General features: G+C 41.8%; 19 protein-coding genes. 6 read left to right on the forward strand and 13 right to left on the reverse strand.

Features of this window, described 5'->3' with window-relative positions; translation table 11 throughout:
• Window positions 1–584: 584 nt before the first annotated feature.
• Window positions 585–1,667, forward strand: a complete 1,083-nt coding sequence (locus ACE01N_RS09960) for a response regulator (RefSeq protein ID WP_380587899.1) — start codon at window positions 585–587, stop codon at window positions 1,665–1,667.
• A gap of 51 nt (window positions 1,668–1,718) precedes the next feature.
• Here the strand turns inward: ACE01N_RS09960 and ACE01N_RS09965 are convergent, their stop codons facing one another.
• The 3 genes from ACE01N_RS09965 to ACE01N_RS09975 are packed head-to-tail and all read right to left on the reverse strand — an operon-like array spanning window position 1,719 to window position 3,334.
• Window positions 1,719–1,988, reverse strand: a complete 270-nt coding sequence (locus ACE01N_RS09965) for an anti-sigma factor family protein (RefSeq protein ID WP_380587902.1) — start codon at window positions 1,986–1,988, stop codon at window positions 1,719–1,721.
• A gap of 3 nt (window positions 1,989–1,991) precedes the next feature.
• A complete protein-coding gene (locus ACE01N_RS09970) occupies window positions 1,992–2,570 on the reverse strand; it encodes a sigma-70 family RNA polymerase sigma factor (RefSeq protein WP_380587905.1) in 579 nt (192 codons plus the stop codon).
• 38 nt (window positions 2,571–2,608) lie between these two features.
• The gene (locus ACE01N_RS09975; RefSeq protein ID WP_380587908.1) at window positions 2,609–3,334 is read right to left on the reverse strand and encodes a biotin--[acetyl-CoA-carboxylase] ligase; all 726 of its coding nucleotides are present in this window, start codon (window positions 3,332–3,334) and stop codon (window positions 2,609–2,611) included.
• 159 nt (window positions 3,335–3,493) lie between these two features.
• Between ACE01N_RS09975 and ACE01N_RS09980 the strand changes: the two genes are divergently transcribed.
• Entirely contained in the window at window positions 3,494–3,910 is a 417-nt protein-coding gene (locus ACE01N_RS09980; protein WP_380587911.1) for a DUF134 domain-containing protein, read from the forward strand.
• A gap of 5 nt (window positions 3,911–3,915) precedes the next feature.
• On the forward strand, window positions 3,916–5,529 hold the full coding sequence (locus ACE01N_RS09985) for a GDSL-type esterase/lipase family protein (RefSeq protein WP_380587914.1): 1,614 nt from the start codon (window positions 3,916–3,918) through the stop codon (window positions 5,527–5,529).
• A 10-nt stretch (window positions 5,530–5,539) separates the two neighbouring features.
• Here the strand turns inward: ACE01N_RS09985 and ACE01N_RS09990 are convergent, their stop codons facing one another.
• Together ACE01N_RS09990 and ACE01N_RS09995 are read right to left on the reverse strand one after the other, a co-directional pair.
• Complete coding sequence (locus ACE01N_RS09990; protein WP_380587917.1) at window positions 5,540–6,550, reverse strand: radical SAM/SPASM domain-containing protein; 1,011 nt, start codon at window positions 6,548–6,550, stop codon at window positions 5,540–5,542.
• A gap of 3 nt (window positions 6,551–6,553) precedes the next feature.
• Window positions 6,554–8,656 (reverse strand): M3 family metallopeptidase, encoded by a 2,103-nt coding sequence (locus tag ACE01N_RS09995; protein WP_380587920.1) that lies wholly within the window; start codon window positions 8,654–8,656, stop codon window positions 6,554–6,556.
• 184 nt (window positions 8,657–8,840) lie between these two features.
• Here ACE01N_RS09995 and ACE01N_RS10000 point away from each other — a divergent pair, with 184 nt between their 5' ends.
• Window positions 8,841–9,428, forward strand: coding sequence for a DUF6992 family protein (locus ACE01N_RS10000; protein WP_380587922.1), 588 nt, complete (start codon window positions 8,841–8,843; stop codon window positions 9,426–9,428).
• A 106-nt stretch (window positions 9,429–9,534) separates the two neighbouring features.
• On the opposite strand, the gene ACE01N_RS10005 is transcribed toward ACE01N_RS10000, so the two are convergent.
• The 4 genes from ACE01N_RS10005 to ACE01N_RS10020 all read right to left on the reverse strand — a co-directional run bounded on the left by ACE01N_RS10005 (window position 9,535) and on the right by ACE01N_RS10020 (window position 18,674).
• Window positions 9,535–11,274, reverse strand: coding sequence for a bifunctional metallophosphatase/5'-nucleotidase (locus ACE01N_RS10005; protein WP_380587925.1), 1,740 nt, complete (start codon window positions 11,272–11,274; stop codon window positions 9,535–9,537).
• 183 nt (window positions 11,275–11,457) lie between these two features.
• The gene (locus tag ACE01N_RS10010; protein ID WP_380587928.1) at window positions 11,458–13,614 is read right to left on the reverse strand and encodes a hypothetical protein; all 2,157 of its coding nucleotides are present in this window, start codon (window positions 13,612–13,614) and stop codon (window positions 11,458–11,460) included.
• A gap of 172 nt (window positions 13,615–13,786) precedes the next feature.
• Window positions 13,787–17,449, reverse strand: a complete 3,663-nt coding sequence (locus ACE01N_RS10015) for a DUF4450 domain-containing protein (RefSeq protein WP_380587931.1) — start codon at window positions 17,447–17,449, stop codon at window positions 13,787–13,789.
• A 136-nt stretch (window positions 17,450–17,585) separates the two neighbouring features.
• Window positions 17,586–18,674: a glycoside hydrolase family protein gene (locus tag ACE01N_RS10020; protein WP_380587934.1), complete on the reverse strand. Its 1,089-nt coding sequence runs from the start codon at window positions 18,672–18,674 to the stop codon at window positions 17,586–17,588.
• A 538-nt stretch (window positions 18,675–19,212) separates the two neighbouring features.
• On the opposite strand from ACE01N_RS10020, the gene ACE01N_RS10025 reads away from it, so the two are divergent.
• On the forward strand, window positions 19,213–19,668 hold the full coding sequence (locus ACE01N_RS10025; RefSeq protein WP_380587936.1) for a transposase: 456 nt from the start codon (window positions 19,213–19,215) through the stop codon (window positions 19,666–19,668).
• A gap of 174 nt (window positions 19,669–19,842) precedes the next feature.
• Here the strand turns inward: ACE01N_RS10025 and ACE01N_RS10030 are convergent, their stop codons facing one another.
• From ACE01N_RS10030 to ACE01N_RS10045, 4 genes are all read right to left on the reverse strand, one after another.
• Window positions 19,843–21,315: a family 43 glycosylhydrolase gene (locus ACE01N_RS10030; protein WP_380587939.1), complete on the reverse strand. Its 1,473-nt coding sequence runs from the start codon at window positions 21,313–21,315 to the stop codon at window positions 19,843–19,845.
• A 93-nt stretch (window positions 21,316–21,408) separates the two neighbouring features.
• On the reverse strand, window positions 21,409–23,268 hold the full coding sequence (locus ACE01N_RS10035; RefSeq protein ID WP_380587942.1) for a Na+/H+ antiporter NhaC family protein: 1,860 nt from the start codon (window positions 23,266–23,268) through the stop codon (window positions 21,409–21,411).
• Window positions 23,265–24,032, reverse strand: a complete 768-nt coding sequence (gene kdsB / locus ACE01N_RS10040; protein ID WP_380587945.1) for a 3-deoxy-manno-octulosonate cytidylyltransferase — start codon at window positions 24,030–24,032, stop codon at window positions 23,265–23,267. The genes ACE01N_RS10035 and kdsB overlap by 4 nt, the downstream gene beginning before the upstream one ends.
• Before the next feature lie 35 nt (window positions 24,033–24,067).
• Window positions 24,068–25,039, reverse strand: a complete 972-nt coding sequence (locus ACE01N_RS10045; protein ID WP_380587948.1) for a diacylglycerol/lipid kinase family protein — start codon at window positions 25,037–25,039, stop codon at window positions 24,068–24,070.
• Window positions 25,040–25,125: 86 nt separating this feature from the next.
• Here ACE01N_RS10045 and ACE01N_RS10050 point away from each other — a divergent pair, with 86 nt between their 5' ends.
• On the forward strand, window positions 25,126–25,593 hold the full coding sequence (locus ACE01N_RS10050) for a hypothetical protein (protein WP_380587951.1): 468 nt from the start codon (window positions 25,126–25,128) through the stop codon (window positions 25,591–25,593).
• Window positions 25,594–25,775: the final 182 nt, after the last annotated feature.

A 25,775-nucleotide genomic window follows, 5' to 3' on the forward strand; every position in this document is an offset into this window, starting at 1 on the left:
TTTACCTTAACTCATGGACAAAATTACAATTTATTAACAATAAATCAAATTTTGATAAACAGAATGTTTAATAGGTTGCATGCAAAAACATTCGAAAACCTTACTATAGCGGAAAAGTGGAGTGCAGTTTAGATTTAATATAAATATAACACAAGGATATAATCTAACCTTAAAAGAATCTAATAATAATTAAACTAAATGTAAATTTAATTCGGAAAGCAGTTGAAATAATTAACTTATTTTTTACACGACCAAAACGCCATCTTTCTCCCTCATTTTCAATAACATAAACACTTACACATCCTTCAAATCAAAATCAATCAACCTGAAAACGATATTTTCAGGTTACTATTTTGTTTTAATTCTTAAAAAGACTTAATTTTGTTTTTCTGTTGACCTACAGTATTGTTGTTGTAAGAACAATCGGAAACCTGCAACTTGCATCCATCAATAACATTTGTTCTTCTTCCCAATGAGCGATAGATTAATTAAGCTATGTTATGAAATTATTTGTACTTTTAGCGCAGCATTCTTGCTGCGAGTGAAAAGTGCCTTAACATTATTGTTAATAAAATTCTATCCTGATGAGTAGTAAAAAGAAGATTCTGGTAATAGAAGATGATGCGGACATAGGAATGCTAATGACAACGATACTTAACAGTAACGGGTATCATTGCATATACACAAAAAATGGTGCAGAGGGCATCCAAAAGGCATTCGAACAAATTCCGGATCTGATATTGTGCGATATCTGCATGTCTCCGATGGATGGCTACCAGGTATTCAATATTCTTTCTGAAAGTTCATTAACCAAACACATTCCTTTTATTTTTATCAGCGGAAGAGCTGCTGCGGAAGACATCAGCCTTGGACTGAAACTTGGTGTGGATGACTATATTATCAAGCCCTTCCATAACAAAAGCCTTGTTAAAACAGTACAGACAAGACTGGAAAAACACGACAGACTGATTAGCGTGGGAAGAACACAGTTAAAAACGCTACTTGACATGATGCCTAATGCAGTTTTTTTAACTGACTGCAATTCAATCACACAGGTTAATGAATCCTTTAAAAGGATATTTGGATACGAAGATAAGGATATTACAAATTTGAAAATCAACTTATTATTTGATAACAGGAGCCTGAAAAACCTGCAGAATATATTACAGGACTGTAATAATAATGTACTTGATTCCTATAGTGGAGAGATAAATATTCAATTAAGGGACGGCTCAGTGCAAAAAGCTTTACTCTCACTTTCAAAAACAGACAGACATCCTACCGGAGGTAAATTTATAGGACTTATTACACCTTTAAAAGCAAATATCAGCACGGGGTTTACACCTAAACACATTGAGGCAATATCGAAAGTACTGAAGGATGAGAATATCGATGTAACGGATAGCCTGATTCAGAAATTGAGCTATGTTACTACAGACAAAGAGATTAAACACAAACCGGAGCCGGATGTTATCTTTTCAAAACGTGAAAAGGAAGTCCTGAAACTTTCCTGCGATGGCCTGCCAATCAAACTTATTGCGGACAAACTTTGCATTTCGGATCGAACCGTAGAAAAATACAGAGCAAGTCTGATGACCAAGACCGGATCAAAAAACATTGTGGAAGTATTGGTATACGCCATTAAGAGCAGCCTGATTGAGATTTAACTTACATCAGCACACTACAAATAATCAGCAGTTGCATACTTTTTACGTACACTATAATTCATGAATTGCATCACTGATCACTTTTTTCCTGTGATCGGAAAGTTTTAAACCATTATTGTTTTCTGTCGATTCAATATAAGTTTTGACCGCATGATCAATAAACGTATTCTGAGAATCGAATTTACGACAGGCATGACAAACCGTATGATGCATTTTCAACTGCAACTTTTCCGTGAAAGATAACTTACGAAATGACTTTTGAACCGTAAGCTTTGTTGCTTCAAGGCAGGTCAGCATTATTTTATTCATCCATTCCCACATGCCCTAACTATTAAACCAGTTTTTTTCAATACATCCACGGAGCTGCAATTTAGCCCTGTGAATGATTACCCAAAGATTAGACGATGTAATTCCCAAATCCTTACATATTTCATCCGTTGTTTTATCGTCCATATTTTTTAAAGAAAATACGGATGACCACAAATTGGGCAACCGCTCCATGCATAACGCAAGAATTTTCATAAACTCCTCATTGCTCAGGTCCTGATCAGCATCCTTACCCCAGGGCTTTGGCATCATAGCTTCATCCCAGAAACCATCAGATTTAAAGTAACCTGAATAAAACTCCGGATCATCCGTACTATCAGCAATCTTGCTTTTCACGGCCTTTTTTCTGTAGAAATCAATAATCCGGTTTTTAAGTATATTATACAGCCAGGTTTTCTCACTGCAATCTCTGCGAAAATTATCCAGGTTCTTCAGGGCCGACAAAAAAGTTTCCTGCACTAAATCTTCAGCCTCTTCCCTGTCTCCTATACGCGCATAAGCAAACCTGAACAGTTCATCACTATACGCCTCTACCCAACACATCGGATCACAACTGTATTTTTGCTGATTGCTCATTTAATGAGGGTCCACCGCTGATTTTTCGGAATGATTAATTAAATTACAAATTCAACTTCTTTGAACCAAAACGTTTTTTCACCGTCATTTGTTGCAAGCACTAACTGACCTGATGGAAGCACTTCCTTTATCTCAGCTTCAAAAATGGTTTCACCAATTTTGAAAGGCCATTTTCCTGTTTTGCGGTACAACGATTCTGTATATGCCTCATCAATCAGCTCAAACTGTCTGTCCTGCAATATATTAAACCAATGAATCAGGTCGAGCTGCAATTCTTTAACCAGGTTCTGAAGATTATATATTTCTCCGGTAATCATATTCAGACTCACAGGATTTGGCAAATTATCACTGAATACTGACTGATTAACATTTAATCCAATGCCCACTATGGTATTTGAAATTGCATTCCCTATAATACTGTTTTCAATCAGAATTCCCCCGGCTTTTTTGTCGCCAATATAAATATCATTAGGCCATTTCAGGGCCACAGATGTTTCTAAAAAGCCAAGCAGTTCCTTACAGGCAATAGCTGCAGCTTTTGAAATGTAAAACTGATTTACAGGTTCCAGAAATTCAAATGAGAACCAGGTGGAACACAAAATATTCAGACCTCTCTCAGACTCCCACCTGTTTTCGGCCTGCCCTCTGCCTCCCGTCTGAAAATCCGTTACCACCATAAATCCTTCAGGCAGATTATCATTGTTGGGTAAATGCGCCAGGTAATGGTTCGTAGAAATTACTTCATCAATGTAGTGAATGTGCATCCTTGAAATTGTGTTTAAAAACAAATTTATTCAGAATATTCTTTACAAAGAGGATTTTAAAGATTTAAAAAACATATTATTAGACATACTTTTTAAAAAGTTTTCTCAAAAAGCATAATTATGAGCATATTCTCATTAAATTTGTAGTAAACTTAAAATATGCCAAGAAAAAGACGTTTACGAAACATAATGGCACCTCCGGGTTTCAGAGGATATAAACCCTATGGATGTACGAGACCTAATGATTCCGTCAACTTAAACTACGAAGAATATGAAGCCATAAAACTGGCCGATCATGACCTAATGAATCATGAGGAAGCTGCTCTTAAGATGGATGTGTCCAGAGCAACATTCGCCAGGATTTATGAAAGTGCCAGAAGGAAAATAGCTGATGCACTTGTAAATGTAAAGGAAATCAGAACCGTTTTCGGGAATGCCAACCTTAATGACAACTGGTACAGCTGCAAGGAATGCTTTACCCGCTTTACTGTTCCGGAAACCCTGACTGAACACAACTGTCCGGTTTGCAAGTCGGACCAGGTACTAATAATCAATAAGGAAAACTTTTCAAAATGACCTCCATGAAGACACAAGAATCAAGACACAGGACACAAGACAATCGTTGTACGAATGTTTTTCATTATTTAAACCCGTTTCTAATATTCATTTTAATGCTGTTCGTATCGTGTAACAGAACTTATAACCCAACGGATACGGAATTGGTTTTTGCGGAACAGCCCAATATCAATATAGATGGCCAGTTTGATGACTGGGACAAAGTGGACCACATTCGTATTTTTTCTGATGAGTTTGGAAACGTACCCGGCCCGAAAGATTTAAAAGCCCAAATGAGTGCAGCATGGGCAGGAGAAGGCATTTACCTGTACTTTGAAATTAATGATGACATAAACTATATCCATCCTGACTCCTGCTGCAAGAGCGACGCCATTGACATTTTCATATCACCTGACAAAGGGAAAGATGATATAGTGCAGTATTCCATCCCACTGACTTTTCACCCCAATGGTGATGGAATTATTTATGTGACAGATCACCGAAAGAAATGTTATCTACGATCTGTAGGACCTTCTCAAAAAGCAATGGGACGCACCGAAAACGGCACAACCAAACTGGAAGTCTTTATAGCCACCGAAGCCATTGGGAAAAAGCCACAGGTTGGCTCAACGCTCTCCTTACAGATTTATGTAAATGATCCTGATATGAAAAATGATCCCGACATGAACAGTCTTAAACTGTATGCCGGAAATTTCAGTAACGAGACTTCATTTACCCATTATCCCGTCAGGCTGGGCAAAGCAGAATCGAAACTGTACGAAACAACAAGTAAAGCTACCGTTACCGATGATAAGGATATTACCCTTGCAATAACAGGCTTTACAGGGAAAGGTGATCTTGCAATTTACAAAGGTGATCAGCTTGTTAAGGAGCTGTCCATAGAAAACAATGATGCCGATAAAGCAATTGAAATTGATCCCGGAGCAGGATTTGATGCAATGAACGACACTTTATCCGTTGTTCTTAATGGCCAAACCATCGGTTTTCATAATCTGATTGTGTCACCACGAAAATATGTCCATATTTCCGCTCCACGGTTTTACGAATCGTTTAATATATTTCATTTAAAGGACAGGATAAGTTTCCCAAAACCTGACGGAGCTCTTTTTATCGGCAGTTCGAGTATGCGTTTATGGGGTTCGGTTCATGAAGATTTTCCTGAATTGAATGTGATTCATCGTGGATTTGGCGGATCCAACTCCAAAGATGTACTCGCACACATGAAGGATATTGTTCTCCCCTATAATCCGGCTATGATTGTTTATTACGAAGGCGACAACGACATTGTTGACAAGTTTCCACTGGATACCATTATCAGCAATATGGAACAATTTATCAGTGAAGTACAAGCTAACAGAGCAGATACCAAAATATACTTCCTTTCACCCAAACCATCCATAGCGCGTATGGCTTACGGGGATCAGTACAAGGAGCTGCATCAAAAAATGAAGGACATGGTAAAGACACACAACGATGTGTATTATGTGGATGTCTCCACACCAATGTTCAATGCTGACGGGACTTTAAAGAAAGATATCTTCTGCAAGGATAACCTGCATATGGTTCATAAAGGATATATTATCTGGAAACACACCTTACGTGAAGCACTGGGTCTTTAACTATAACACACTAACCCTTTAACTGACAATTCCGGCATATGGACAAATACTCTCCCTCCGCTATCCTTTGCCGGAATTGTCTCATTTTACTGCCTTGCCAAATCTGATCAGTGCTTCCACCCTGAATTTTTCCGGGCGAGAATAATGCATTTTTGTCCATGCAACATAACGCTGTTTCTCCCCCTGAACATACCACCATGCTGGTCCACATTTTTTTACATCCCGATACAGCACTTTTTTTAGTCCTTGAATTATCTCTGCTACTGTATCGTGCATACCTGTTTTCCTGCGGCATCCAGTTTTTGGCTCTCTCTGCATCGTAAAACTGGGCTGTTTTAAGGACGAACCGGTCTGCTCCCAAATTATATACTTTTTTTCGGGCTTCCGGTATTTCATGTTCATTGAACCGGAATACTATGAACTGAACCTCAATTAGCGGAAACACACTCTTATACTTTTGTCGGGCTTCTACCAGATTGGCAATGCCATGAAGAACATGCTGCAGTTTTCCCCGTACCCTGTACTTCGCATACGTTTCCTGGGTCAACCCGTCCATGGAAACCACAATTTTCTTCAATCCGTTTCTAACAAGTTGTTCTGCTTTTTCAGGTGTGAGATTTTGGGCATTGGTAGAAATAATGGAATAAATGCCGGCATCCGATGTTTCTGCAATGATCTTAAAAAGATCCGGAGTCAGCAGAGGCTCACCCTGAAAATACAGATTAGCGACAATAGCATGAGCCTTTGTCTGTGCTATCACCCTGGAGGCATCCCCGGCTGACATCCAGGATGTGGCCCGTTTCAAACCGTTCATCCCGGTGACACATTCCGGACAGGACAGATTACAGCTATTTGTTGTTTCCAGGGTCAAATAGGCCGGTTTGCCACGGTGTAAATTACGTTTCAGCAGTTTTGAAAGGCTATGTGATCCATACAAAAGAAAGAGGTTCGAAAGCCTCTTCGCAGTCAAACTGCCAAGCAACGCCCGAACCTCTTTATGATATCCTTTCAGTAACGGCATGTATCAGGATGCACTTTTCAGACCACTGCGAATCAACAGTGCATCAATCGAAGGTTCCTGACCACGAAACCTTTTATAAAGTACCATCGCGTTCTCAGTACCACCTTTTTCCAGTATATTTTTTCTGAATGATGTGGCAACATCCTTATTGAATATTCCTTTTTCACGGAACAGTGAAAATGCATCGGCATCCAGCACCTCGGCCCATTTATAACCATAGTATCCGGCAGCATAACCACCTGCGAATAAATGGCCAAATTGTGTACTCATGCATACGCCGTCTATTTCAGGAAAAAGTCGTGTCGGCGCCCAGGCTTGTTCCTCGAACTCTTTCACGTTTCCATCATAAGGCTGTTTCAATGTATGCCAGGCCATATCAAGCAAACCAAAACTTAGCTGACGTACGGATTGATAACCCGCATTAAAGTTCCGTGAATCCACAATCTTCTGAACCAGTTCTGCAGGGATGGGTTCTCCTGTTTTATAATGAACCGCAAACTTGTCGAGGAACTGTTTTTCGGGCCCCCAGTTCTCCATGATCTGGGACGGTAATTCCACAAAATCCTGGAACACATTGGTTCCGGAAAGTCCCGGATAAGTTGTAGATGCAAACATACCATGCAAAGAATGCCCAAATTCATGCAGAAAGGTCTCCACTTCGTCATATGTCAGAAGCGAAGGGGTATCATCTGTACTTGGAGTAAAGTTCATCACAATGGTAATATGTGGTCTGCTGTCTTTTCCGTCCTTTTTCCACTGTCCTTTAAAATCGTTCATCCAGGCACCGCCTCTTTTTCCCTTTCTGGGATGGAAATCGGCATACAACACGGCAAGAAAAGAACCATCCTGATCGTATACCTCATAGGGAATGACTTCAGGATTGTAAACCTGAATATCCCTGTTTTCTTTAAATGTTATTCCATACAGATCAGTTGCCAGGCCGAATACACCACTGATCACATTTTCAAGCTTGAAATAGGGCTTCAGCATTTCATCATCCAGATCGAACTTTTCGCTTTTCAGTTCTTCAGAATAATACGACCAGTCCCAGGGCATCAGTTCGCCTTTAAATCCAAGCACTTTAGCTTTGGCAGCAACTTCTGCTTTTTCTTTTTCAGCAGCAGGCAAGGATGCAGCAAGAAGCTTGTTCAACAAATCATAAACATTATCCGGATTTTCTGCCATGCGGCGTACCAGCACATAATCGGCATAGGTATCATAACCCAGAAGATGGGCCCGTTCAAGGCGTAACCGGGTCAGCCGTTTCACAATGGCTTCGTTATTATTGTCATTATCCTGAAAACCTTTTTGACCGTATGCCATGTACAGCTCGTGGCGCAAATCGCGGTTATCAGCATATTTCATCACGCTCACATAAACCGGCATGGTAATATCCACCAGCCACCCCTCGTGGCCTTCATTTTTAGCCTTGGAAGCCAGAATGGATTTCATGCCTTCAGGTATCCCTTTCAGGTCTTCCTCATTGGTGATCAGTTTTGTCCAGGCATTGGTTTCAGCCAGTACATGATTATTGAAATCCAGCGAAAGTTTAGACAACTCCTCGTTAATGGCTCGCAGTTTTGTTTTATCTGCTTCATCCAGATTGGCTCCGTTACGCGCAAAACCGGAGTAGGTATCTTCCAGCAATTTCGTTTGCTCAGTGGTCAGCTCCAGCTCATTCCTCTTATCATACACTGCTTTTACGCGTCCAAACAACTGTTCGTCCAGCGTGATATCGTTATGATATGCCGTCATCTTTGGCGACAGGATCTGAGCTATTTCCTGTAAAGTGTCAGATGTTTCAGAACTCAGCAGGTTATAGAATACGCCTGATGTTCTTGACAACAGGCTCCCGGCATAATCCAATGCAGCAATCGTATTCTCAAACGTCGGTTCATCTGCATTGTTTTTTATGGCATCAATTTCTTCACGCCCCTGTTTAAAAGCCTCCTCAAAGGCGGGCATAAAATCTTCATTCTTAATCTCATCAAACGGTGCAGTTTGGTGAGGGGTCTTAAATTCTTTTACTAATAATGGATTCATTTCTTTTTCTTTACAAGACAATACTGCCAAAACAAGCAGTAGTAATAGTGTTTGCTTTTTCATAATGGTGATTGTTGTGTTCAATCACAAATATACATAACAGAATGCATGCGATTTCGTTTAATTCTGTTTTTTTTGATTTTTCATCCTGTCATGATTATTCCGACCTACCCTTTGTATATTAGTTCAATATAATCCGGTTGTTCAACCATTAACACATTCTCCTTGTTATTAAACATAAAATCGTATGCGGCAACACCTGATCATTATACTACTGGCATTAAGCCTGCCCATCCTGGCCCAGGATTATCCTGACCTGTATACCAAATCGTTGAATATAAACCAGACCGGCATGTATGTATTGGGAGGCTGGGCATTGGCCAACATAGCCACCGGGGCCTATGGCTGGAGTAAATATGATGGCAATCAAAAATACTTTCACCAGATGAACCTCTTCTGGAATACGGTCAATCTGACTATTGCCGGCATCGGGCTTTACAGTGCCAGTGCCATCCATACAGATCCTTCTGTGATGAACGCAAACAGCATTCTATCTGCACAACAAAAAACAGAAAATACGTTTCTGATCAATGCGGGTCTTGATGTACTCTACATGGCAGGTGGTTATTATATGACTCATCTTTCACAGAAAAAGGGAAAATACAGGGATCTGCTAAATGGTTACGGAAAGTCGGTAATGCTTCAGGGTGCATTTTTGTTTGTGTTCGACCTTGTTATGTATGGCATCCAGCACCACCACGGCAATTCATTTGGCGGTGCATTATCGCAGGTAGCTTTGTCTCCGAATGCTTTAACATTGCGGTTTGTGTTTTAGTTATCCTCCTGAAAAAGGAGATGACGAAGGGCACCGGGAGAGGATTTATGTATATTGTTTTCGCCTTGAACAATCAGATATAGAACAATAGTTCTTATAATTGAATTCAATATTCAGCTTTATACCTTTCCGGTACATCCGGAATGCCGTTGCCATCTACATCTTTAAATGATCCGGCATATTCTATCAGACTTTTCCACACTTTGATTTCCTGAACTCCCGGTTTTATTTTATCGCCATCAATTATGGTTGCATTAATATCCACAACAGGCATACCGTCTTCCATTTTGGGAATTACTTTGAGTAATCCAAAGCTTTTCTTTTTAATCAGCGAAAGATTCCGCATCATGTAGGTATCCGCCGTTACCGCATATAATTTCTTATTCTTTTTTGAAAGATCAATTGCTTTAAATATTCCGTTTTGATCCGGCATTTTTATGGCAGCAATCTTCTTAAAGAACCCTCCATCCTCATTCCTAACGATCTTCATCCCACTTGTATGAATAAAATAGGTGGGATCATTTTTTGCCATCATCTCCAGCATTTCCAGTACCGTTTTAATCTCGTGTGCCGTAAAATACATGCGGGATAAGGCATAGCCCGGAACCTTGTCATTCCCTTCTCCCAGCGATGCCACACTGAAAATCTGCGGCAGCGCATATCTGCCCGGCTCAAGCCCCGATCGGATCATCCCCTGGGCAATGAGTGAAATATCGGTTCCTGTCACGTCTTTTTTATTCACATTATATTGAATAGCATCGGCAATCAGCGGCGCAATATTGCTTTTGGCTGGTTCTTCATCCATATACCGCAAAGGAATAGCTGTTTCCAGTATCTTTTTGTTGTAATCGATACCGACATATTTTTGCAAGGTATCCTTCAGATGCTGAAACTGTGTCTCAATCTTTACTTCCACTGTACCGTTCTCAGGTCTTTCACCAGTCACCGGAATCAGTTCATACTTTAGTTCTGACGGATTGTTCTTTACAAGCGTTAGCTTCCCGATATTCGCACCATAAGCTCCGGTTTGCACGATGGGTGTCCCGTTATATATCAATGGCTGATCCAAACGCGTATGGGTGTGTCCGCTGATAATGGCATCAATGCCGTCGGTTTTCGAGGCCAGCTCAATATCTTCTGACATGTCCCACTCCCCTTTTTCATTTTTATAAACGCCACTGTGCGAAAGGCAGATGATAAAATCAACCTGGTGCTCCTCCTTCAGAATTTTAATGATCTTTTTCGCGGTCTTAATCCGGTTCTGCAGTTTGTAGGCATATAGGTTCGGCGTGTAGTCATAGGCAATATCTCCCAGAATGCCAAAAAATCCGACTTTTACGCAATCCTTTTCCACTATGGTATATGGGGTTACAATGGAATCCCTGTAAAGTCCGGCCAGACCTTCATCATTTTTATTTACTGCATAATCTATATTGGCTAGTACTAAAGACGGACAACCTAAGGCACTGGCTTTTCTTGCATAATCGACAAAGGGTTTAACACCAAAATCAAATTCATGATTCCCGATACTAGCTGCATCGTAACCCATTGCTTTCATCAGGTTCAACTGAAAACCCGATTCCATCTCAATCATCTGAAACAGCGTTCCCATAAGGAAATCACCGGCATCGGCCACAAAAACCGGATGATCTGTGTTATGCTTTTCTCTCTCAACCAATGCAGAAATTTGTGCAAAGCCACCCGTTAATGTTCCGTCGGGTGATTTTTCTGCCAGAATATGCGCATGCATATCGTTGGTATGCAAAATGGTAATGGTCTGAGAAAAGAGAGGGAAGCATATCAGACTGAACAGAACAATTATCGTGCAAAGATACCTGAATTTCATAAACTATATCAATTTAAACCAAACACTAAAGTAAGTGATTTCTGTTTCTCTGGTATTTCAAATCGTTTAAATAGATTATAAAAATTATAACCATTCGATCTGAAAAAATCCCCCGTCCCGATCTGAATCGGTACACCCCCTTTTGAAAAAGGGGGACTTTCCAAACAACCAAAATGCTCCTAGCTAAAACACCGGTTGCAATCCTTCCCATTTCACTTTCCAGTCTTTGGGGAATCCCGGATTATTTGTTGTGTTCCCCTCATAACCGGCACACATCATGGCAACAGCTGTGAGCAGTCCGCCATTACCTGGCAGATAAATGCGCAGACGTGTCCCCTGATAATTATGTCCATTGGGCAGGTAGGTATTTTTCAGCACATCTTTCATCAGCAGATCAATGGCTTTATCTGGTTTTCCAAGGCGTGTAGCACTCATAGCTGCCATCGGATAATCCCAGCCCCAGGTTCTGTCCCAGTTCCAGTGCTCCTCTATATAATCAAAAGTTTTTGCCATCACAGCTGTATCCACACCAACTGTATTCGGGAGGATACCAAACGCGCCCAGTACCATCGGATGATCCGAATAGTGCTCCTCGTTGGTATAAGAATCCGGCGCACTTTCAGCCGCCAGGTACAGTCCATCCTTTTGGGCGAAAGTCGGCAAACCTTCGATCACTTTATGCCATTCCGGATTCGGTTCCTTGCCCATGCGTTCCTTCCATTGTTGTGCAATACTAAGGCCCCAGAACCAGTAACCCAGTTCAAAAGGCGGATTCACAGTCACCTCGCGTTGCAGACTTTCCTGAGCCGGGATCAATGGAGGACCCAGATAATAACGATCATTTTCCGCATCGTAACGGGCAAAGTCGGCCATAAAATCTGCGGTGGCAAAAACGACTTTGGCATATTTATCCAGGGTGGCCTGATCAGGATGTGCACGATAGCACAACTCTGCATAATAGATGATGTGTGGCTCCTGCCAGATCAGAAATTCGCCCACACCAGACGGACTGTCATCGCCCTGATGATCGGTCATTTTGGGCCAGCGCACACCGGCATAACCCTGGATCTCTGCCTTGGTTTTAGCTTTATCATAGATGTGGTTATAATAATCCAGACTTTTCTCCAACAGATCGGTACGGTTCCAGTAAGCCCAGTGCACACCATGCCACCAGTGCATTTCCAGATGTGGCTTACCATACCAGCTGTTAAACGTCAGTCCCGTTTCCTGTGGTGGAAAATCGGAAGCACATTGCAAACGTGTCAGGTATTGCGATAATACAATGCGACGTTCCAGTTCTGCAGCTCGTGTATCTTTGGTTCCTGAAAAATCCACGACACCTGTGGTCGTCCAATAATTTCCCCACATGCCAGCTGATGCCGATTCCACATCGGTGTATGCCACGGCTGTTTCAAAATTGTTGTGAACGTTGAATTCAACAGTAGCTTCAAACGTTGTATTTTCAGCATCCGGCATCAAAACAAAATAATGTGCCTTTTTCTTATTCAGGTCTGCTTTACCGGTCCAGACAAGCCTTGCAAAATATACCGTAGTATCAATGGTATGTTTAAAAATCACACTGTTTTCGTCCTCAGATACGATCTCAGATTTATGTTTATCATCGTGTCCGAAGTCGCAGGCATCATCCACATGACCACCTGTCGGATAGGGGAAAATTACTTTTATACCGGTTTCTCCCTTTACAATTTTATTGGTTTCCAAACGAATTCCAATCAGGTCCTTTTCAGGGTGACAAACGGTTTGAACCATAATATTCTCACCGTTCACATCGAATGAACTGGAGATAAGACCTGACCACATATCCAGTTTCTGGTCAATATTCTTCAGCGTTTCAATCTGAACCGGTGATTTATCGTCGTTGAGTAATTCAAGGCCGACAATACCCAGATGCAGGCGGTGTGGGTTTTCGCGCAGATAGTTGGCTGCGTCCCTTTTTCTTCCTGGTTCACGCCACTGTACCGCATACGGAATCTCCCGTCCTTCCACATCGTAATATTTATAGGTATCGCTCAGCTTGTAATCACCGGTATTCAGGAAGCTGTGCCAGCCCCACTCCGACATGGTCCCCAGGCAAACACCTTTTTCATACACCTCAGGAAAAGTCTGAAGTCCGGTGACATCTACGGTATAGGCAAAACTGCCATTCCCAACGGAAAGCGATGCCAGTGTATCGACAGCGGTCAGTTCCACATTATGGCGGGTGACCAGTGCTTTGCGGTCAATTTTAGAAGCCGTTTGTACTTTTGTGCCACACGAAGAAACCAGTACGGCCATAACCAGCAGCACCAGCATTAGGATTGAATTGGATTTTAAGGTCATATTATTGTGTTTTTAATTTCAAATTTCCCGCAGATATCGCAAATAATCGCAGAAGAATAATCATTCTTAAAATTACCTATTAAACAACTTTTGTACTTTCGTCTTACTACAAACATCGATTTTGAACAATATAATATCTGAACCAATCTGTGCAATCAGAGGGAATAACTTTTTATTTCACCCGCTGTAATGTTGCTGCCATGAGTCCGATCACCACATCGGTGGTATTGGTCATAAGGGCCAGCGACTTCAGCTCCTTATCCGGATTTAACGGCAGATCCAGCAGCGTGGCCGCACCACCTTCAATCTTATTGGTGCCATTCTTTCTCAGCACATCGTACGAATCCATATGCCATTCGCCACTTTTCAGATAAAGACGCGGTGGACGTGGCGCATGCACCTCAAAGGCATAGCCATCCTGATAATAATCCTGCTCGATGGGCCACCAGTTTTCAGGACTTTTCAGCGGCAACACGACATTTGAACCATCGGCATATTCCACCCGAACCCGGCCATTCATCATGTTCACCTGCATGTGATGCATTGATCCGGCCATCAGCAAATAGATATGCGATGCCTTTCCGGACAAATCAACCTGTGCTGAATCCGGATAATTATCCCATTGCGATGTAAAGAGGATATTTTCACCCTCTTCAGATGAAATGGCAAAGGGGATGCCCTCCGGTGAAGTGATTTCGCCCTGTGCACCAGCCTTTTCACGAATTCCTGCATCATCAATCTCTTCTGTCTCGCGGTAGGAACACCAGTCGCCAATGCCCTGAACCGGTATGCTCAGTGTTGGATACGGTGAGCGCGGATGGTAATACTGCTCCTTAAAAATGCTCGTTACCCTGTCATTAAATGCCGTCTCCAGTGAAACCCTTTCAAATTCTGCTCCGGGTGCCTTTTTTATATTCCAGTTGATGACTTCTTCCGCTGTAACACTTTCTCCGGATGTCACCAATATGGTATTTGTTCCGGGAACAAGGTATTCAACGGGGACAGATTGCAACGGGGTTTCCTGTCGGGGCTGCAATGTCAGTTCCTGCCTGAATGAGCCGATACTGTAAAACCCTTCAAATTCGTTTTCAGAATTATTCAGGATTACAAACTCAATTTTATCTTCCGGCTGTGCTTTGTCATAGACAATATCAACCGGAGCCCGAAGTTCAAAGGTCAGGGGCTGCCACCAGGTCATATCGCCCTGACTGAGCCTGACAAACATAGTCCGCCAACCTTTTTCACCGCCCAGTTTTAATGCAACACCATCTTTCGATCTGTTGATTTCCCGTAATATCTTCTGCGGGTCGTTGTAATCTTTTACAGTCCACTCCTCAGAGTTTAAGCGAAGATGATCGCCAAGTGCATAAACCGGTAAAATTTCAGGTTCATTTATTGGTTTTCCGGACCATTCCACGTTAATATTAAATTCTGTAGCCTCCGTTGTTTCAATACTTATTTCGGGTGATCCGATGGCATCCTCGTCAACCTTATAATCAAGAGGTTCTCCGTTCAGTGTCACTGATTTCACCTTATCAGATGAAGCTCGTAATTTTAATAGCAGCTTCACTTTCTTCGGGAAATGAGATACAATGGAATAACGGTCTGTTTTCCCGTTACGGCTGTAATCAATTTTTATATCCGGTGTTTCCAGTTTGGCATGATCCCAGTCTTCCGGCCAACCGGGATTAACGGTAAGCTTCCCGTTCAGCATATCCGGTTCAACACCGAAAAGCCCTTCCACCAACGCACGTGATGCCATGCCAATAGGATCGGCAAAATCGCGGTAGAGTTCACCCCTGAAGGCATCGTAATACGACAGCTGTCCGAAATTTCCAGGACTTGCTCCCATGAACATGTAATCGAGGAATGAACTTTTGGTCAGCTCGAAAGCCTTGTCCGAACGTCCTGACTGCCAGTAAGCAAGAGCGGTATGCAGCACCTCGGCCAAAGCTACGTTATTTATGGACCAGGTATACGGCATCCAGTTGGTGGTTGAAATGGTATAGTATCTTCCGGACTCCAGACCTACTGCTTCTACCGGAATATGTGGGATATAATGGTCTATATAGTCGGTTGACTGCCAGGCCTGAAACGGATCAGCCAGACCTTCATCCACCGCATGGTAGACGGTCCAGACAGCGGCATCCGGATGGACCAGCTGATTACCCAGAAGATCTTTATATTCGGCAAAGCGGCCTAAATCAGACAGCCAGAGCTTTTCGTTGACAGCCCTTTTTATTTTTTCAGCCTCCGCAGCATAGGGTGCAGGATCTTTCCCAATCAGTGGTGCCAGTTGAGCTGCTATTTTGTTGGCGCGGTAGTTATATGCCGAAGAATGCGTGACATCACCACCACGGTATTGCAGGGCATCGCTGGCCCAGATACAGGCGTATGCATTGTAAAGTCCATCGTCATCCGGATCAAAACACCGCTTTTCCCATGCCAGATGACGTTCCAGTACCGGCCAGCTCTCACGCAGAAAATCCAGATCACCGGTCCAGTTAAAATGCGATAACAATTGTGATATAAACACCAGGTTCATGTCGTAGTGGTGCGGTTTATTAATACCTCCGGGTCTTCTGCTGATATACCCACTGGTAAACAACGCGGTCCCCACCTCCTCTTTCTGGCGGGCCAGGTGTGTTTTCGGATCCGGCACACTTGGTCCGGATGGAGGTTCTGTATACTGTGACTTAAAATAGCCGCGAAAATGCGTTTCCGCCCTGTCGTGCCAGCCCAGCCAATCTGCAGCATATGCACCACGCCAGCCATTTAGTGGCATGCGCCAGGCTATCGCACCATGCATGAATGATTTCCCATCCCATACGGCATCGGCAGCTGTTGCCAGTGTGGCTCCAACAGCATTGATGTACGGATCCGGCGTTTCAATCTTTATGCGGTCTTCAAGCGTCTTTCTGGCCTGATCGGCCTGAGTAAACAGTTCCGGCAGCTCATTATAATCCGGTCGGATCCTGGTATCAGGATTCACCAGGAGGAAGAAGTTTTCCTCGTCTCTGTTAAGTTTCAGTATACCTGAGATTGCGGGAAGATCTGATTTTCCGGACCTGTAAAAATCGAGAGGATCATCCTGTGAAGCAGCATCACCAATCTTTATTTCCGATTGAACCGGAACCAAGCCAAAGATCCGCTTCTTCTGAAGCAGTTCAGGATGTTTCAGTTCCTCCGGGGAGGGTTTAGAGTCACTTACCTGATTATCCGAAGGTGTCCTGCCTGAGGCATAATAGAGATTGAAGCTGTTATCTTTCGTAAAGTACTCATCACCTTTACAATATTCCGGTTTCAGATAAAAACTTGATTCCGGATCAGCACCCAGATCACCGTCTCTTGAAAACCGTTTACCGCTGGCCCCACCAAATGCCCAGAAGAGGTCCACATCGCCCGGAACCTTTTCTCCCGAAACCTTTAGTATCATGCCATCGGCATCTTCCAGAGCCAGTACCTGAATATGGATCGTTCCGCCTTTTAAAAGCGGATCCCCAATGGTATAGGTCATTGTTCCGGCTTCATACCGGGCCTTTATGGATTCAGCCGTTATAAGCCATTTCGACGTTTCCCCTGCTATCAGACCAAATTTCAGGTTTCCTCCCATGCGGGGCATGTACATGGCAAATTCCGGCAGATCCCCGGCTTCAACACGAAAACCGGTATTAGATCCGTAAAGTGCCCTGTTAAACCGGTGCGTGCCGTTATGGATTACAAAACCGTTCCCATCCGGCTGGTAGCGCAGCTCCCTGGTCTGATTGTGCCATTTACCTGAAGGTTTTGCTTCCTGCTCAACAGAAGCACAGGCTGTAAATGATACAAACATCATGATGATTAAGACGCGAGAAATTATCCTCCGAATGAAATCCTCCGACCCTGATACTTCGATCAGGATCACCTCCTTTTGAAAAAGGAGGACAAACGTTCTCAGAGAACGTATATAATGATACAACTTTTTCACAATATTATTTTATTTTGAACACAAAGCCACTGGAAGTCTGATATTTTCCACCCTGTGATGTAGTAAAAAGATATTCTGCTTTTCCGTTTTTTATGAGCAGCTGTGGTCTTTCGAACCGGCCGTAACGGCTTAAATGTTTAGGCGCCGAAGGTTGGTTGATATAATGAGCGGCTTCGTAATATGCCACTTCCGGATCGTTCCATTGAAGGCCATCGGATGAATCAAAGATCAGACCATAGTCGTGATTAAAAAAGCCCATATCCCGTGCAATCAGTTTGAAAGTATTTTTTTCGTACCACACAAATGCATCTTCCAGTTGCTCGTTATTTCCCCTTGATGAAAAATCAATCACCGGGTTACCCTCAAACTTTTTGTATGGCCCTTCAATATTTTTAGCAATGGCTAGTCCGTACTTCCGGTTTCCCCGGATTCGTTTACCTTTGGCAGCCTCATATTCTTCGGTATTCCACGATTTATAATACAGCCAGTATTCTCCATTCGGATGAACCAAAAGCGCAGGGTTTGTGGTACAATGATCATCCCAGGCACCTTCCTGACCTGCCTCCAGAAGTGGCTCATCCGTTCTTTTCCACGGACCATTCAGTGAATCTGCAACAGCCAGCCCAATGCGTTTGGTATTGGTCTTACCATTGGAGTTCCCCATATAAAACAAATAATATTTCCCGTTGACATGCTGTATGTGCGGATTATGGCAGGTTGTCGCATCAAAATAACCCGCTCTTGATGACAAAACGGTTTCCACATATCTGAATTCCGATTCCGGTGAATCGGCGATTGCATGTGCGATCTCACTTTTATGAATCCAGCCCCCCATTCCGTATTTGTCCGGCCAGCGGGAATAAAACACATGCACCTTTCCGTCCTCACCATAAATCGGTGTATTGCACCATACGTAGTACCCTTCTTCTTCCAGTATACGGCCGACAGGTTTCAGATGCTGACTGAAATCAGAGGCTTTTACTTCCAATCCTGTAAAGTCATTATCCGACCAACCATATAATGCATTCCGAAAACCGGCTATCATTCCGGGAATTAAAATGGCGCCTTTTATGAAGGTTCTTCTGGTAGTCATAATTTAATGCCCTAAAAATAGCAAAAACGCAAGAGAAAGAAAACGTTTTCATGAAGACATTGAGAGGAATTTTAATTGAGAAGCTAGTATTATAATATAAGGATTAAGATTATCAATGAATCATTTATTTTCATCTTGATAACTCAGGTATAATGTTATAGACTGCCCCGATAGGGCGAAAAACGTTACTTTAACTTTATACCCCAAAGCGCCACTTTGTTTGCTTTGGGCTGGATTAAGTCGGGCTTTCAGCCCGGATCAAAATGAAACATAAATAAATTTATTCCAGACCCATCAGACAAGATGATGTTATTTATCTGATTGGAAGAGTGAATACATATTTTACGGGTAACAAAAGGATACTTATTATAAATCCCTCATTATTAGCATAAAAATCCTTAAATTTACCAGAAGAAACGCCACAGAGTGGCAGATTAATTCAACTCAATGCAAACATTGAGTTTACGAAATGTGTCGCGTTGGGAAATCAACCAAACTGAAAACAGCGTCCTGAAAGGACAACTTAGACCTAATTGTAATGTCACAGTCATTATCAAAACTTTATGTTCATATTGTATTTCGCATTAAAAAAGAAGGAATTAAAATACAACCAGAAATTGAGAAGGAACTATATGCTTATATAGGTTCTATTATAAAGGATAATGAGTCTATCCCAGTCATAATCAACGGAGTGCAGGATCATTTACATGTCTTTTGCATCATGTCAAAGAATATTGCACTGTCAAAACTGGTAGAAGAGATTAAACGTCATAGTAGCAGATGGATAAAAACAAAAGGTGCTAAATATAAAGCGTTTGCATGGCAAGGTGGTTATGGAGGATTTTCCGTAAGTCCTTCTCTTCACGAGAAAACAAAGAATTATATTCAAAATCAGAAATCACATCATCATAAAATGACTTTTAAAGAGGAGTATATTTTGTTTTTAAATGAATATGGAATTGAATATGATGAAAGGTATGCTTGGACAGATTGAGTTAACCTGCCCTTTCAGGACGAAAAAAATTGGATCACCTGATACCCCAAAGCGCCACTTTGTTTGCTTTGGGCTGAAATTAGCTGGGCTTTCAGCCCGGATCAAAAAAAAATAAATAAACGGATAAAAATTTAAAAACAGAATAAACCAAGACTATTAAAAGGAGAATGAAATTCACTCCTTCAATACATAACCCTGATAACTAAAATCATCAATTTTCAGTACACCATCTCCCTTGCAGAAGACACCGACTTTAAGGTTTTTGAAACCGCTAAGTACATTATGCTGATAACCCGAAACCTCCCGACTTGTTGGATAATAGATCCAGGATTCGCCATCTTTGCTGAAAGCCATTTGAAGGTCGTTCATTCTCCGTATCAACCTGAAAAACGTATAACCGTCTTTATTCAGGACCGGCCCCTTCCCTTTCTCGGCCCAATCCAGTGCATACATGTTTTTACCGTTTATGGCAATACCTGTATAATTCTCTTTATCGTAGTACAGAACAAAACCATATTCCAGTGAATCATTATCTTCGTCGGCAATTAATTTTATAGTAGCATCAAAATTTACATCCGGGGTATTCGCAACCATGGCCTTAACCTTATCCTTTACCGAAGAAATATTCAGTTCACCATCAACAACAACTATCTCACCAAGATCTTTGATTCCGGCAAACTGCCACTGTGGTTTTAAAACAACGGTATTGAAAGAATCATCCTTTAGTTTAATATTTTCAAAAAACACTGTAGACGGTTCTTCTGTTGGTTTTCGTTTTAGTCTGAACCATCCATCATCCGTCCACTTTACAGGTTCAATTAAAACCTGTCGCCCTCTGTTGAGTTCATTATTTCTATAGGCATGATAGACGATATACCAATTCCCTTTAGGATCATCAAAAATGGTTCCATGACCTTTTGACCACCACTCCTCTTTAGGAGACCAGGTTCGCAACACGGGATTATAAGCACTGTTTTCCCAGGGGCCCATCACATTTTCGGATCTGGCAGAAACAACCATATGACTTGTAGAAGGACCAGCAGTTCCTCCCTGAGCAGAGGTCATAAAATAGAGCCCGTCCTTATAAATCAGTTTTGGCGATTCCAGACAGAAACATTCAATAATCCAGTCGTTTGGGATTGGCCAACCATCATAAACTTTTGTCTTTTTTCCTACGATAGACAGTCCATCTGGTGCCAGTTTGGCGACCCAGCCATTATTGAAATAGAGGTATCTGTCTCCTTCCGGCGTAACAATATGTCCCGGATCGATACCATTCGTCTTTAAATCTACCGGATCACTCCAGGGCCCTTCAGGATTGTCTGCTGTTACTACATAATTGGTGCCGTTTGCAGGGAAATAGATATAAAATTTCTGATCGAAGTATACCAGTTCAGGGGACCAAATATCACCAACATATTTTGTCAGGGCATACCCAATCATGGTCCAGTCTTTCAGATTTTCTGAGTGATAAATCTGTAACCCCGGAACATAATTATATGAGCAAAAGGTCATATAATAATCCTTGTCAACACGTACAATAGTTGGATCAGCATGGTCTCCACCGAAGATGTGCCAGATCTTTTGTGATCGGGCCATCGGAATGATAAAAATCAACAGAAATAGTATAATACGTATCCTCTTCATAGCACCATCATTAATTGTTCCCCGCTAACAAATATAAGTTTTTAAAGGGATATTCGTAATAACCTTAACAGGATTCCATTGGAAACACTATTCTCAAACAACTTTTTTACCCAATAATTTTATGGTAAAATAAATCACAATTATCCCTGCTATCATTAACGGCAAAACAGGTATTCCTATTGCAGAAGGTATGGTTCCGAATAAAATTGCAATTAACCCAACGGTTAATGCATAAGGCATTTGTGATTTTACATGGTTAATATGATTACATCCACTTGCGAGCGAACTCATAATTGTTGTATCAGAAATCGGGGAACAGTGGTCACCCATAACAGAACCAGCCAAAACAACAGAGACTACATTCGTAAAAATGGCCATCGTGTGAACCGGATCAAGGCCGTCGTTGTGGCAGATCAGCCAGGTAGCCGGAAGGATTAACGGATACAAAATGGCCATGGTTCCCCAGGATGAACCTGTTGAAAAGGCAACAAGGGCAGCCATCACAAAGGTAATAGCCGGCATTAACCAGGGTGCCAGTTTAAAATTGATAAGTACCTTAGAGATAAAAGTTGCAGTATGCAATTGAGTTGTTATTTCGGCCAGTGACCATGCCAGAACCAAAACGGTAATGGCCGGCAACATGCTTTTGAATCCATCCAACAATGCATCCATGGTTTTCTGAAGGGTGAGGATGCGCTGTCCAACTGAGAGAATAATGGCTACGATTACACCCGCTAATGAAGACCATAAAAGCGCCACAAAGGAGTCCGCCTCTCCGATAATTTCTGCAACCCGATTAAAAAGAGACAGGTCGCTGTGCCAAATATCAGGATCAAAACCGGTTACGATCAATCCTGCTATGGTTCCGAGAATAATTACCATAACCGGAACAATACCGTTGATCCAGTGGGTAGAATTTATGTGCTCTTTTTGATGACGAGATGTTTCAGTGTCCTTTCTGGCCATCTGCTCATACAGATGCATCACACCAAAATCTTTTCGCATTAAGATGATCATCAGAACAAAAATTACCGTGAACACAGGATAAAAAGAATATTTCAGTGAACTTAGGAAAATGCTATAGGCACTCTGCTCAATGCCAACCTGAATGAGCCCTTCTTTAATGTAGCTCAGTTCTGCACCTATCCATGTGGTTACAAAGGCAATACTGGCAATTGGCGCTGCAGTAGAATCCACAATATACGCCAGTTTTTCACGCGACACCTTTAGCCTGTCTGTAACCGGTCGCATGGTATTTCCAACCACAAGCGTGTTGGCATAATCATCGAAAAATATGAATACACCCAAAAACCAGGTTATGAGCTGCCCCGAACGCGGACTTCTTGCATATTTTGCCAGCCGGTCCACCAGTCCCTGCATACCTCCGTTCTTATGAATAATGCTGACCATACCGCCGATCAGCATCGAAAAAATGATAATAGAAACATGGCCGCTATCTTTCAGAGCATCCACAAAATAAGTGTCTGCTGTAGAAAACAACCCTCTTTGCAAACCTGTCCACAAAGACATATCGGAATAATAATTGATAATAAAGGCACCGGAAAAAATTCCGGAAAACAGCGAAATATAAACCTCTTTGAATACCAGTGCCAAAAGAATGGCGATCAACGGAGGCAGTACAGAAAGCCATAACGGCACCGGATTTACATCCACCAAAAAGCTTTGAGAGTGTGTCCGCAACCAAACTTTTTCACCTTCCGTAAAAACAATATCCCCACTTGCTGTATTTCCTTCAACCACCCACGCTTCTTCATCATCATTTATCCTGACAAGAATCGTAGTACCATCCAACGAATCATCCGAGAGTTCAAGTTTAACCGTTGTAGGAATTCCCTCAATTACCGGCCATGGTTTATGAACGTCAACAATGTTTGTTGCGACCCCGGAAAATGAAAAAACGAAAAGAAAAAAGACCGCAAAAAGATTCCTCATAGCAGGCGTACATCAGGTTGATTATTGACTTTTTCGAGGTCTTCGGGCGTATCAATGCCCATGCTTTGATGGTGGGTTATCCCGGCTTTAATTCTAAAGCCATATTCTAGCCAGCGAAGTTGCTCCAATGACTCAGCAATTTCAAGTGGTGTTTGTTGCAAACGTGTTATTTTTTCAAGAATATCAGTTCTATACGCATACATTCCAATGTGCAGATAATACGTATGATTAAACAGCCATTCTTTCCTGTCTAATCCACGTTGATACGGCACAACAGAACGACTAAAATAAAGGGCATTTCCATTTTCACCCCGTACCAGTTTAACCTTATTCGGATCGAACAACACCTCATATCCTTCATCTACATTAAAAGGTTTGGCCAATGTCGCAATCTCGCATTCCGGATCCTTAAAAAAACCTGCCAAAGTCAAAATCTGTTCTTCCTCAATAAACGGTTCATCACCCTGAATATTTATCACCACATCCACCACCTCTCCTTCGCGCTGCATATATTTACGAACAGCTTCCTGACACCGGTCTGTACCACTTTTATGCCGTTCTGATGTCATCACCACACGTCCGCCAAAATCCTCTACCACCTCAAAAATGCGCATATCGTCTGTAGCAACCACAGCAGGAAAACCGGCCTCAACAGCTTTTTCATATACCCGTTGCACCATCGGCTTACCGGCAATAATCGCCAAAGGTTTACCCGGAAATCGGGTTGATGCGTATCTGGATGGAATAATGATAAGAATATTCATTGTTATCTGGATTATTATTTCAAAAATACGCAGATTTAGTGACTTTTCAATTTTTGTTTCAGGTATTTGTCACTTCCGCAATACACACTGATCCCTTTGGGAATAAGCGATATCGTAAAATTAGATTTTCCCAGCTGCTCGCCATCCACCTCTCCGGGTATCATACGGCGCGATTCAATACGTACCTCTCTACCGCTTGTAGTCAGCACATGCGGATCTTTTAAAAATGATCCATTATATAATCCGCGAAGGTTTTTCAGAATACCCCAGACTCCAATCTTCCGAATAAGTGTCATGTTAAATTCACCGTTGTCGGGAACCGCATCCGGAGCCTGCATCATTCCTCCTCCATTGAATTTACCAATACCAATACTGACAGTAAAGATTGTTTCATTAAAGCGTTGCCCGTCAACCTCGAACCGCATCATACAGGTTTTATATTTGAGGTAACTGAAAGCCAGACTCCATAAATACAACCATTTCCCCGACCAACCTTTATCCTTCATGGAATTTACCTTGTCTGCCACAACCGCATCATAACCGAACCCGGCCATGTTGGCAAAAAACCTGGTTTCTGTCGACCCGTTTTTACCCCAGGTTACCATCCCTACATCCTGAAGAACAAGATTATCCTGCCGGATCACCTCAATGGATTTTTTATAATCGTTGGGAATGTCAAATGTCCTGATCCAGTCGTTTCCTGTGCCAACCGGAATCATGGCAAGGCTAACATCATGAGCGCCGCTTACATTTACGCTCATAATACCGTTTAATGCCTCATTCAATGATCCGTCGCCACCTATAACGATAAATCTTTTTTGACCGGACTTTACAGCATCACGGGCTAGTTGAATTGTATGACCCCTATAGTTTGATTCGGCATATTCAAAATCAAAATTATACCTTTTAAGGAGGTTTAAAATCTTTTCTTTATCCTTCTCGCCACGGCGGGCGCCTGCATGAGGATTAAGAATGACAAACCACTTATGGTGTAATGGGGTTGACATAAGGCTTAAAAATAATTAAATTAGTTTAGGAGTAAAATATTTTTTTAACTATATTTATTATCCTATAAATTTCACCCTATTTTACAATGAAAAAAACATGCCTCGTATTATTCATTTTATTTTGTAACACGCAAATTTATTCAGGTGCAGTACCGAAAGGCAATAACATATATGAAAATTTATATTTAAATTTTTATTACAACCCTGATATTGCTGAAAAACAATTAGATTCTACGGCAAGGTCGATTCTATTGCCCCATAACAAAGTTTTTAATGGCAAAATTTCATTTCTAAAAGCATTTATTCTGTATCAAAATGGAGACATTGATGCATCACTTAATAGTATTCAAGATGCTTTAAATACTTTACCCCCACTCAATAAAGTTAAATGGATTGCCAGAAGATATTTATTTTTTAGTTTAGAAGTATTATTTATTTCTGTGTTGACAGTAAGTATTAATTCTCATCAGGGAATAAAAACAGCCAATGCAGTTTGTTGGGATAGCGAAATGAATTCATATCCATCATTGTATGGAGACGCCGCGTATTACTGAGTAGCTACTGGTGAACAGCATAATATTTGTGATTGTTCTGGTGGAGGTTGTGATCTGTCAGAACAACAAGATTGTCCATAATTAACACAATTCGTTAATATTGCTGTCTAAAGGAATAGTGTGTAAGTAAGGAGTTTGCAAAACGTGCTTCGTACATGTGTTCTTTTAGATGGTCTTTCAAC

Source organism: Quyinboa ferrireducens, assembly GCF_042436675.1.
Classification (GTDB): domain Bacteria; phylum Bacteroidota; class Bacteroidia; order Bacteroidales; family UBA5342; genus JBHJHP01.

Bases quoted from the DNA above. Each gene is read 5' to 3' on its own strand.
- ACE01N_RS09975 (WP_380587908.1), bottom strand. From the start codon at position 3,334: ATGCACATTCACTACATTGATGAAGTAATTTCTACGAACCATTACCTG.
- ACE01N_RS09995 (WP_380587920.1), bottom strand. From the start codon at position 8,656: ATGAAAAAGCAAACACTATTACTACTGCTTGTTTTGGCAGTATTGTCT.
- ACE01N_RS10030 (WP_380587939.1), bottom strand. From the start codon at position 21,315: ATGAAGAGGATACGTATTATACTATTTCTGTTGATTTTTATCATTCCG.
- ACE01N_RS10025 (WP_380587936.1), top strand. From the start codon at position 19,213: ATGTCACAGTCATTATCAAAACTTTATGTTCATATTGTATTTCGCATT.
- ACE01N_RS10000 (WP_380587922.1), top strand. From the start codon at position 8,841: ATGCGGCAACACCTGATCATTATACTACTGGCATTAAGCCTGCCCATC.
- ACE01N_RS09980 (WP_380587911.1), top strand. From the start codon at position 3,494: ATGCCAAGAAAAAGACGTTTACGAAACATAATGGCACCTCCGGGTTTC.
- ACE01N_RS10020 (WP_380587934.1), bottom strand. From the start codon at position 18,674: ATGACTACCAGAAGAACCTTCATAAAAGGCGCCATTTTAATTCCCGGA.
- ACE01N_RS10045 (WP_380587948.1), bottom strand. From the start codon at position 25,039: ATGTCAACCCCATTACACCATAAGTGGTTTGTCATTCTTAATCCTCAT.
- ACE01N_RS09990 (WP_380587917.1), bottom strand. From the start codon at position 6,550: ATGCCGTTACTGAAAGGATATCATAAAGAGGTTCGGGCGTTGCTTGGC.
- ACE01N_RS10015 (WP_380587931.1), bottom strand. From the start codon at position 17,449: ATGATGTTTGTATCATTTACAGCCTGTGCTTCTGTTGAGCAGGAAGCA.
- ACE01N_RS10050 (WP_380587951.1), top strand. From the start codon at position 25,126: ATGAAAAAAACATGCCTCGTATTATTCATTTTATTTTGTAACACGCAA.
- ACE01N_RS09965 (WP_380587902.1), bottom strand. From the start codon at position 1,988: ATGTGGGAATGGATGAATAAAATAATGCTGACCTGCCTTGAAGCAACA.
- ACE01N_RS10035 (WP_380587942.1), bottom strand. From the start codon at position 23,268: ATGAGGAATCTTTTTGCGGTCTTTTTTCTTTTCGTTTTTTCATTTTCC.
- ACE01N_RS09960 (WP_380587899.1), top strand. From the start codon at position 585: ATGAGTAGTAAAAAGAAGATTCTGGTAATAGAAGATGATGCGGACATA.
- ACE01N_RS10010 (WP_380587928.1), bottom strand. From the start codon at position 13,614: ATGACCTTAAAATCCAATTCAATCCTAATGCTGGTGCTGCTGGTTATG.
- kdsB (WP_380587945.1), bottom strand. From the start codon at position 24,032: ATGAATATTCTTATCATTATTCCATCCAGATACGCATCAACCCGATTT.
- ACE01N_RS09985 (WP_380587914.1), top strand. From the start codon at position 3,916: ATGAAGACACAAGAATCAAGACACAGGACACAAGACAATCGTTGTACG.
- ACE01N_RS10005 (WP_380587925.1), bottom strand. From the start codon at position 11,274: ATGAAATTCAGGTATCTTTGCACGATAATTGTTCTGTTCAGTCTGATA.
- ACE01N_RS09970 (WP_380587905.1), bottom strand. From the start codon at position 2,570: ATGAGCAATCAGCAAAAATACAGTTGTGATCCGATGTGTTGGGTAGAG.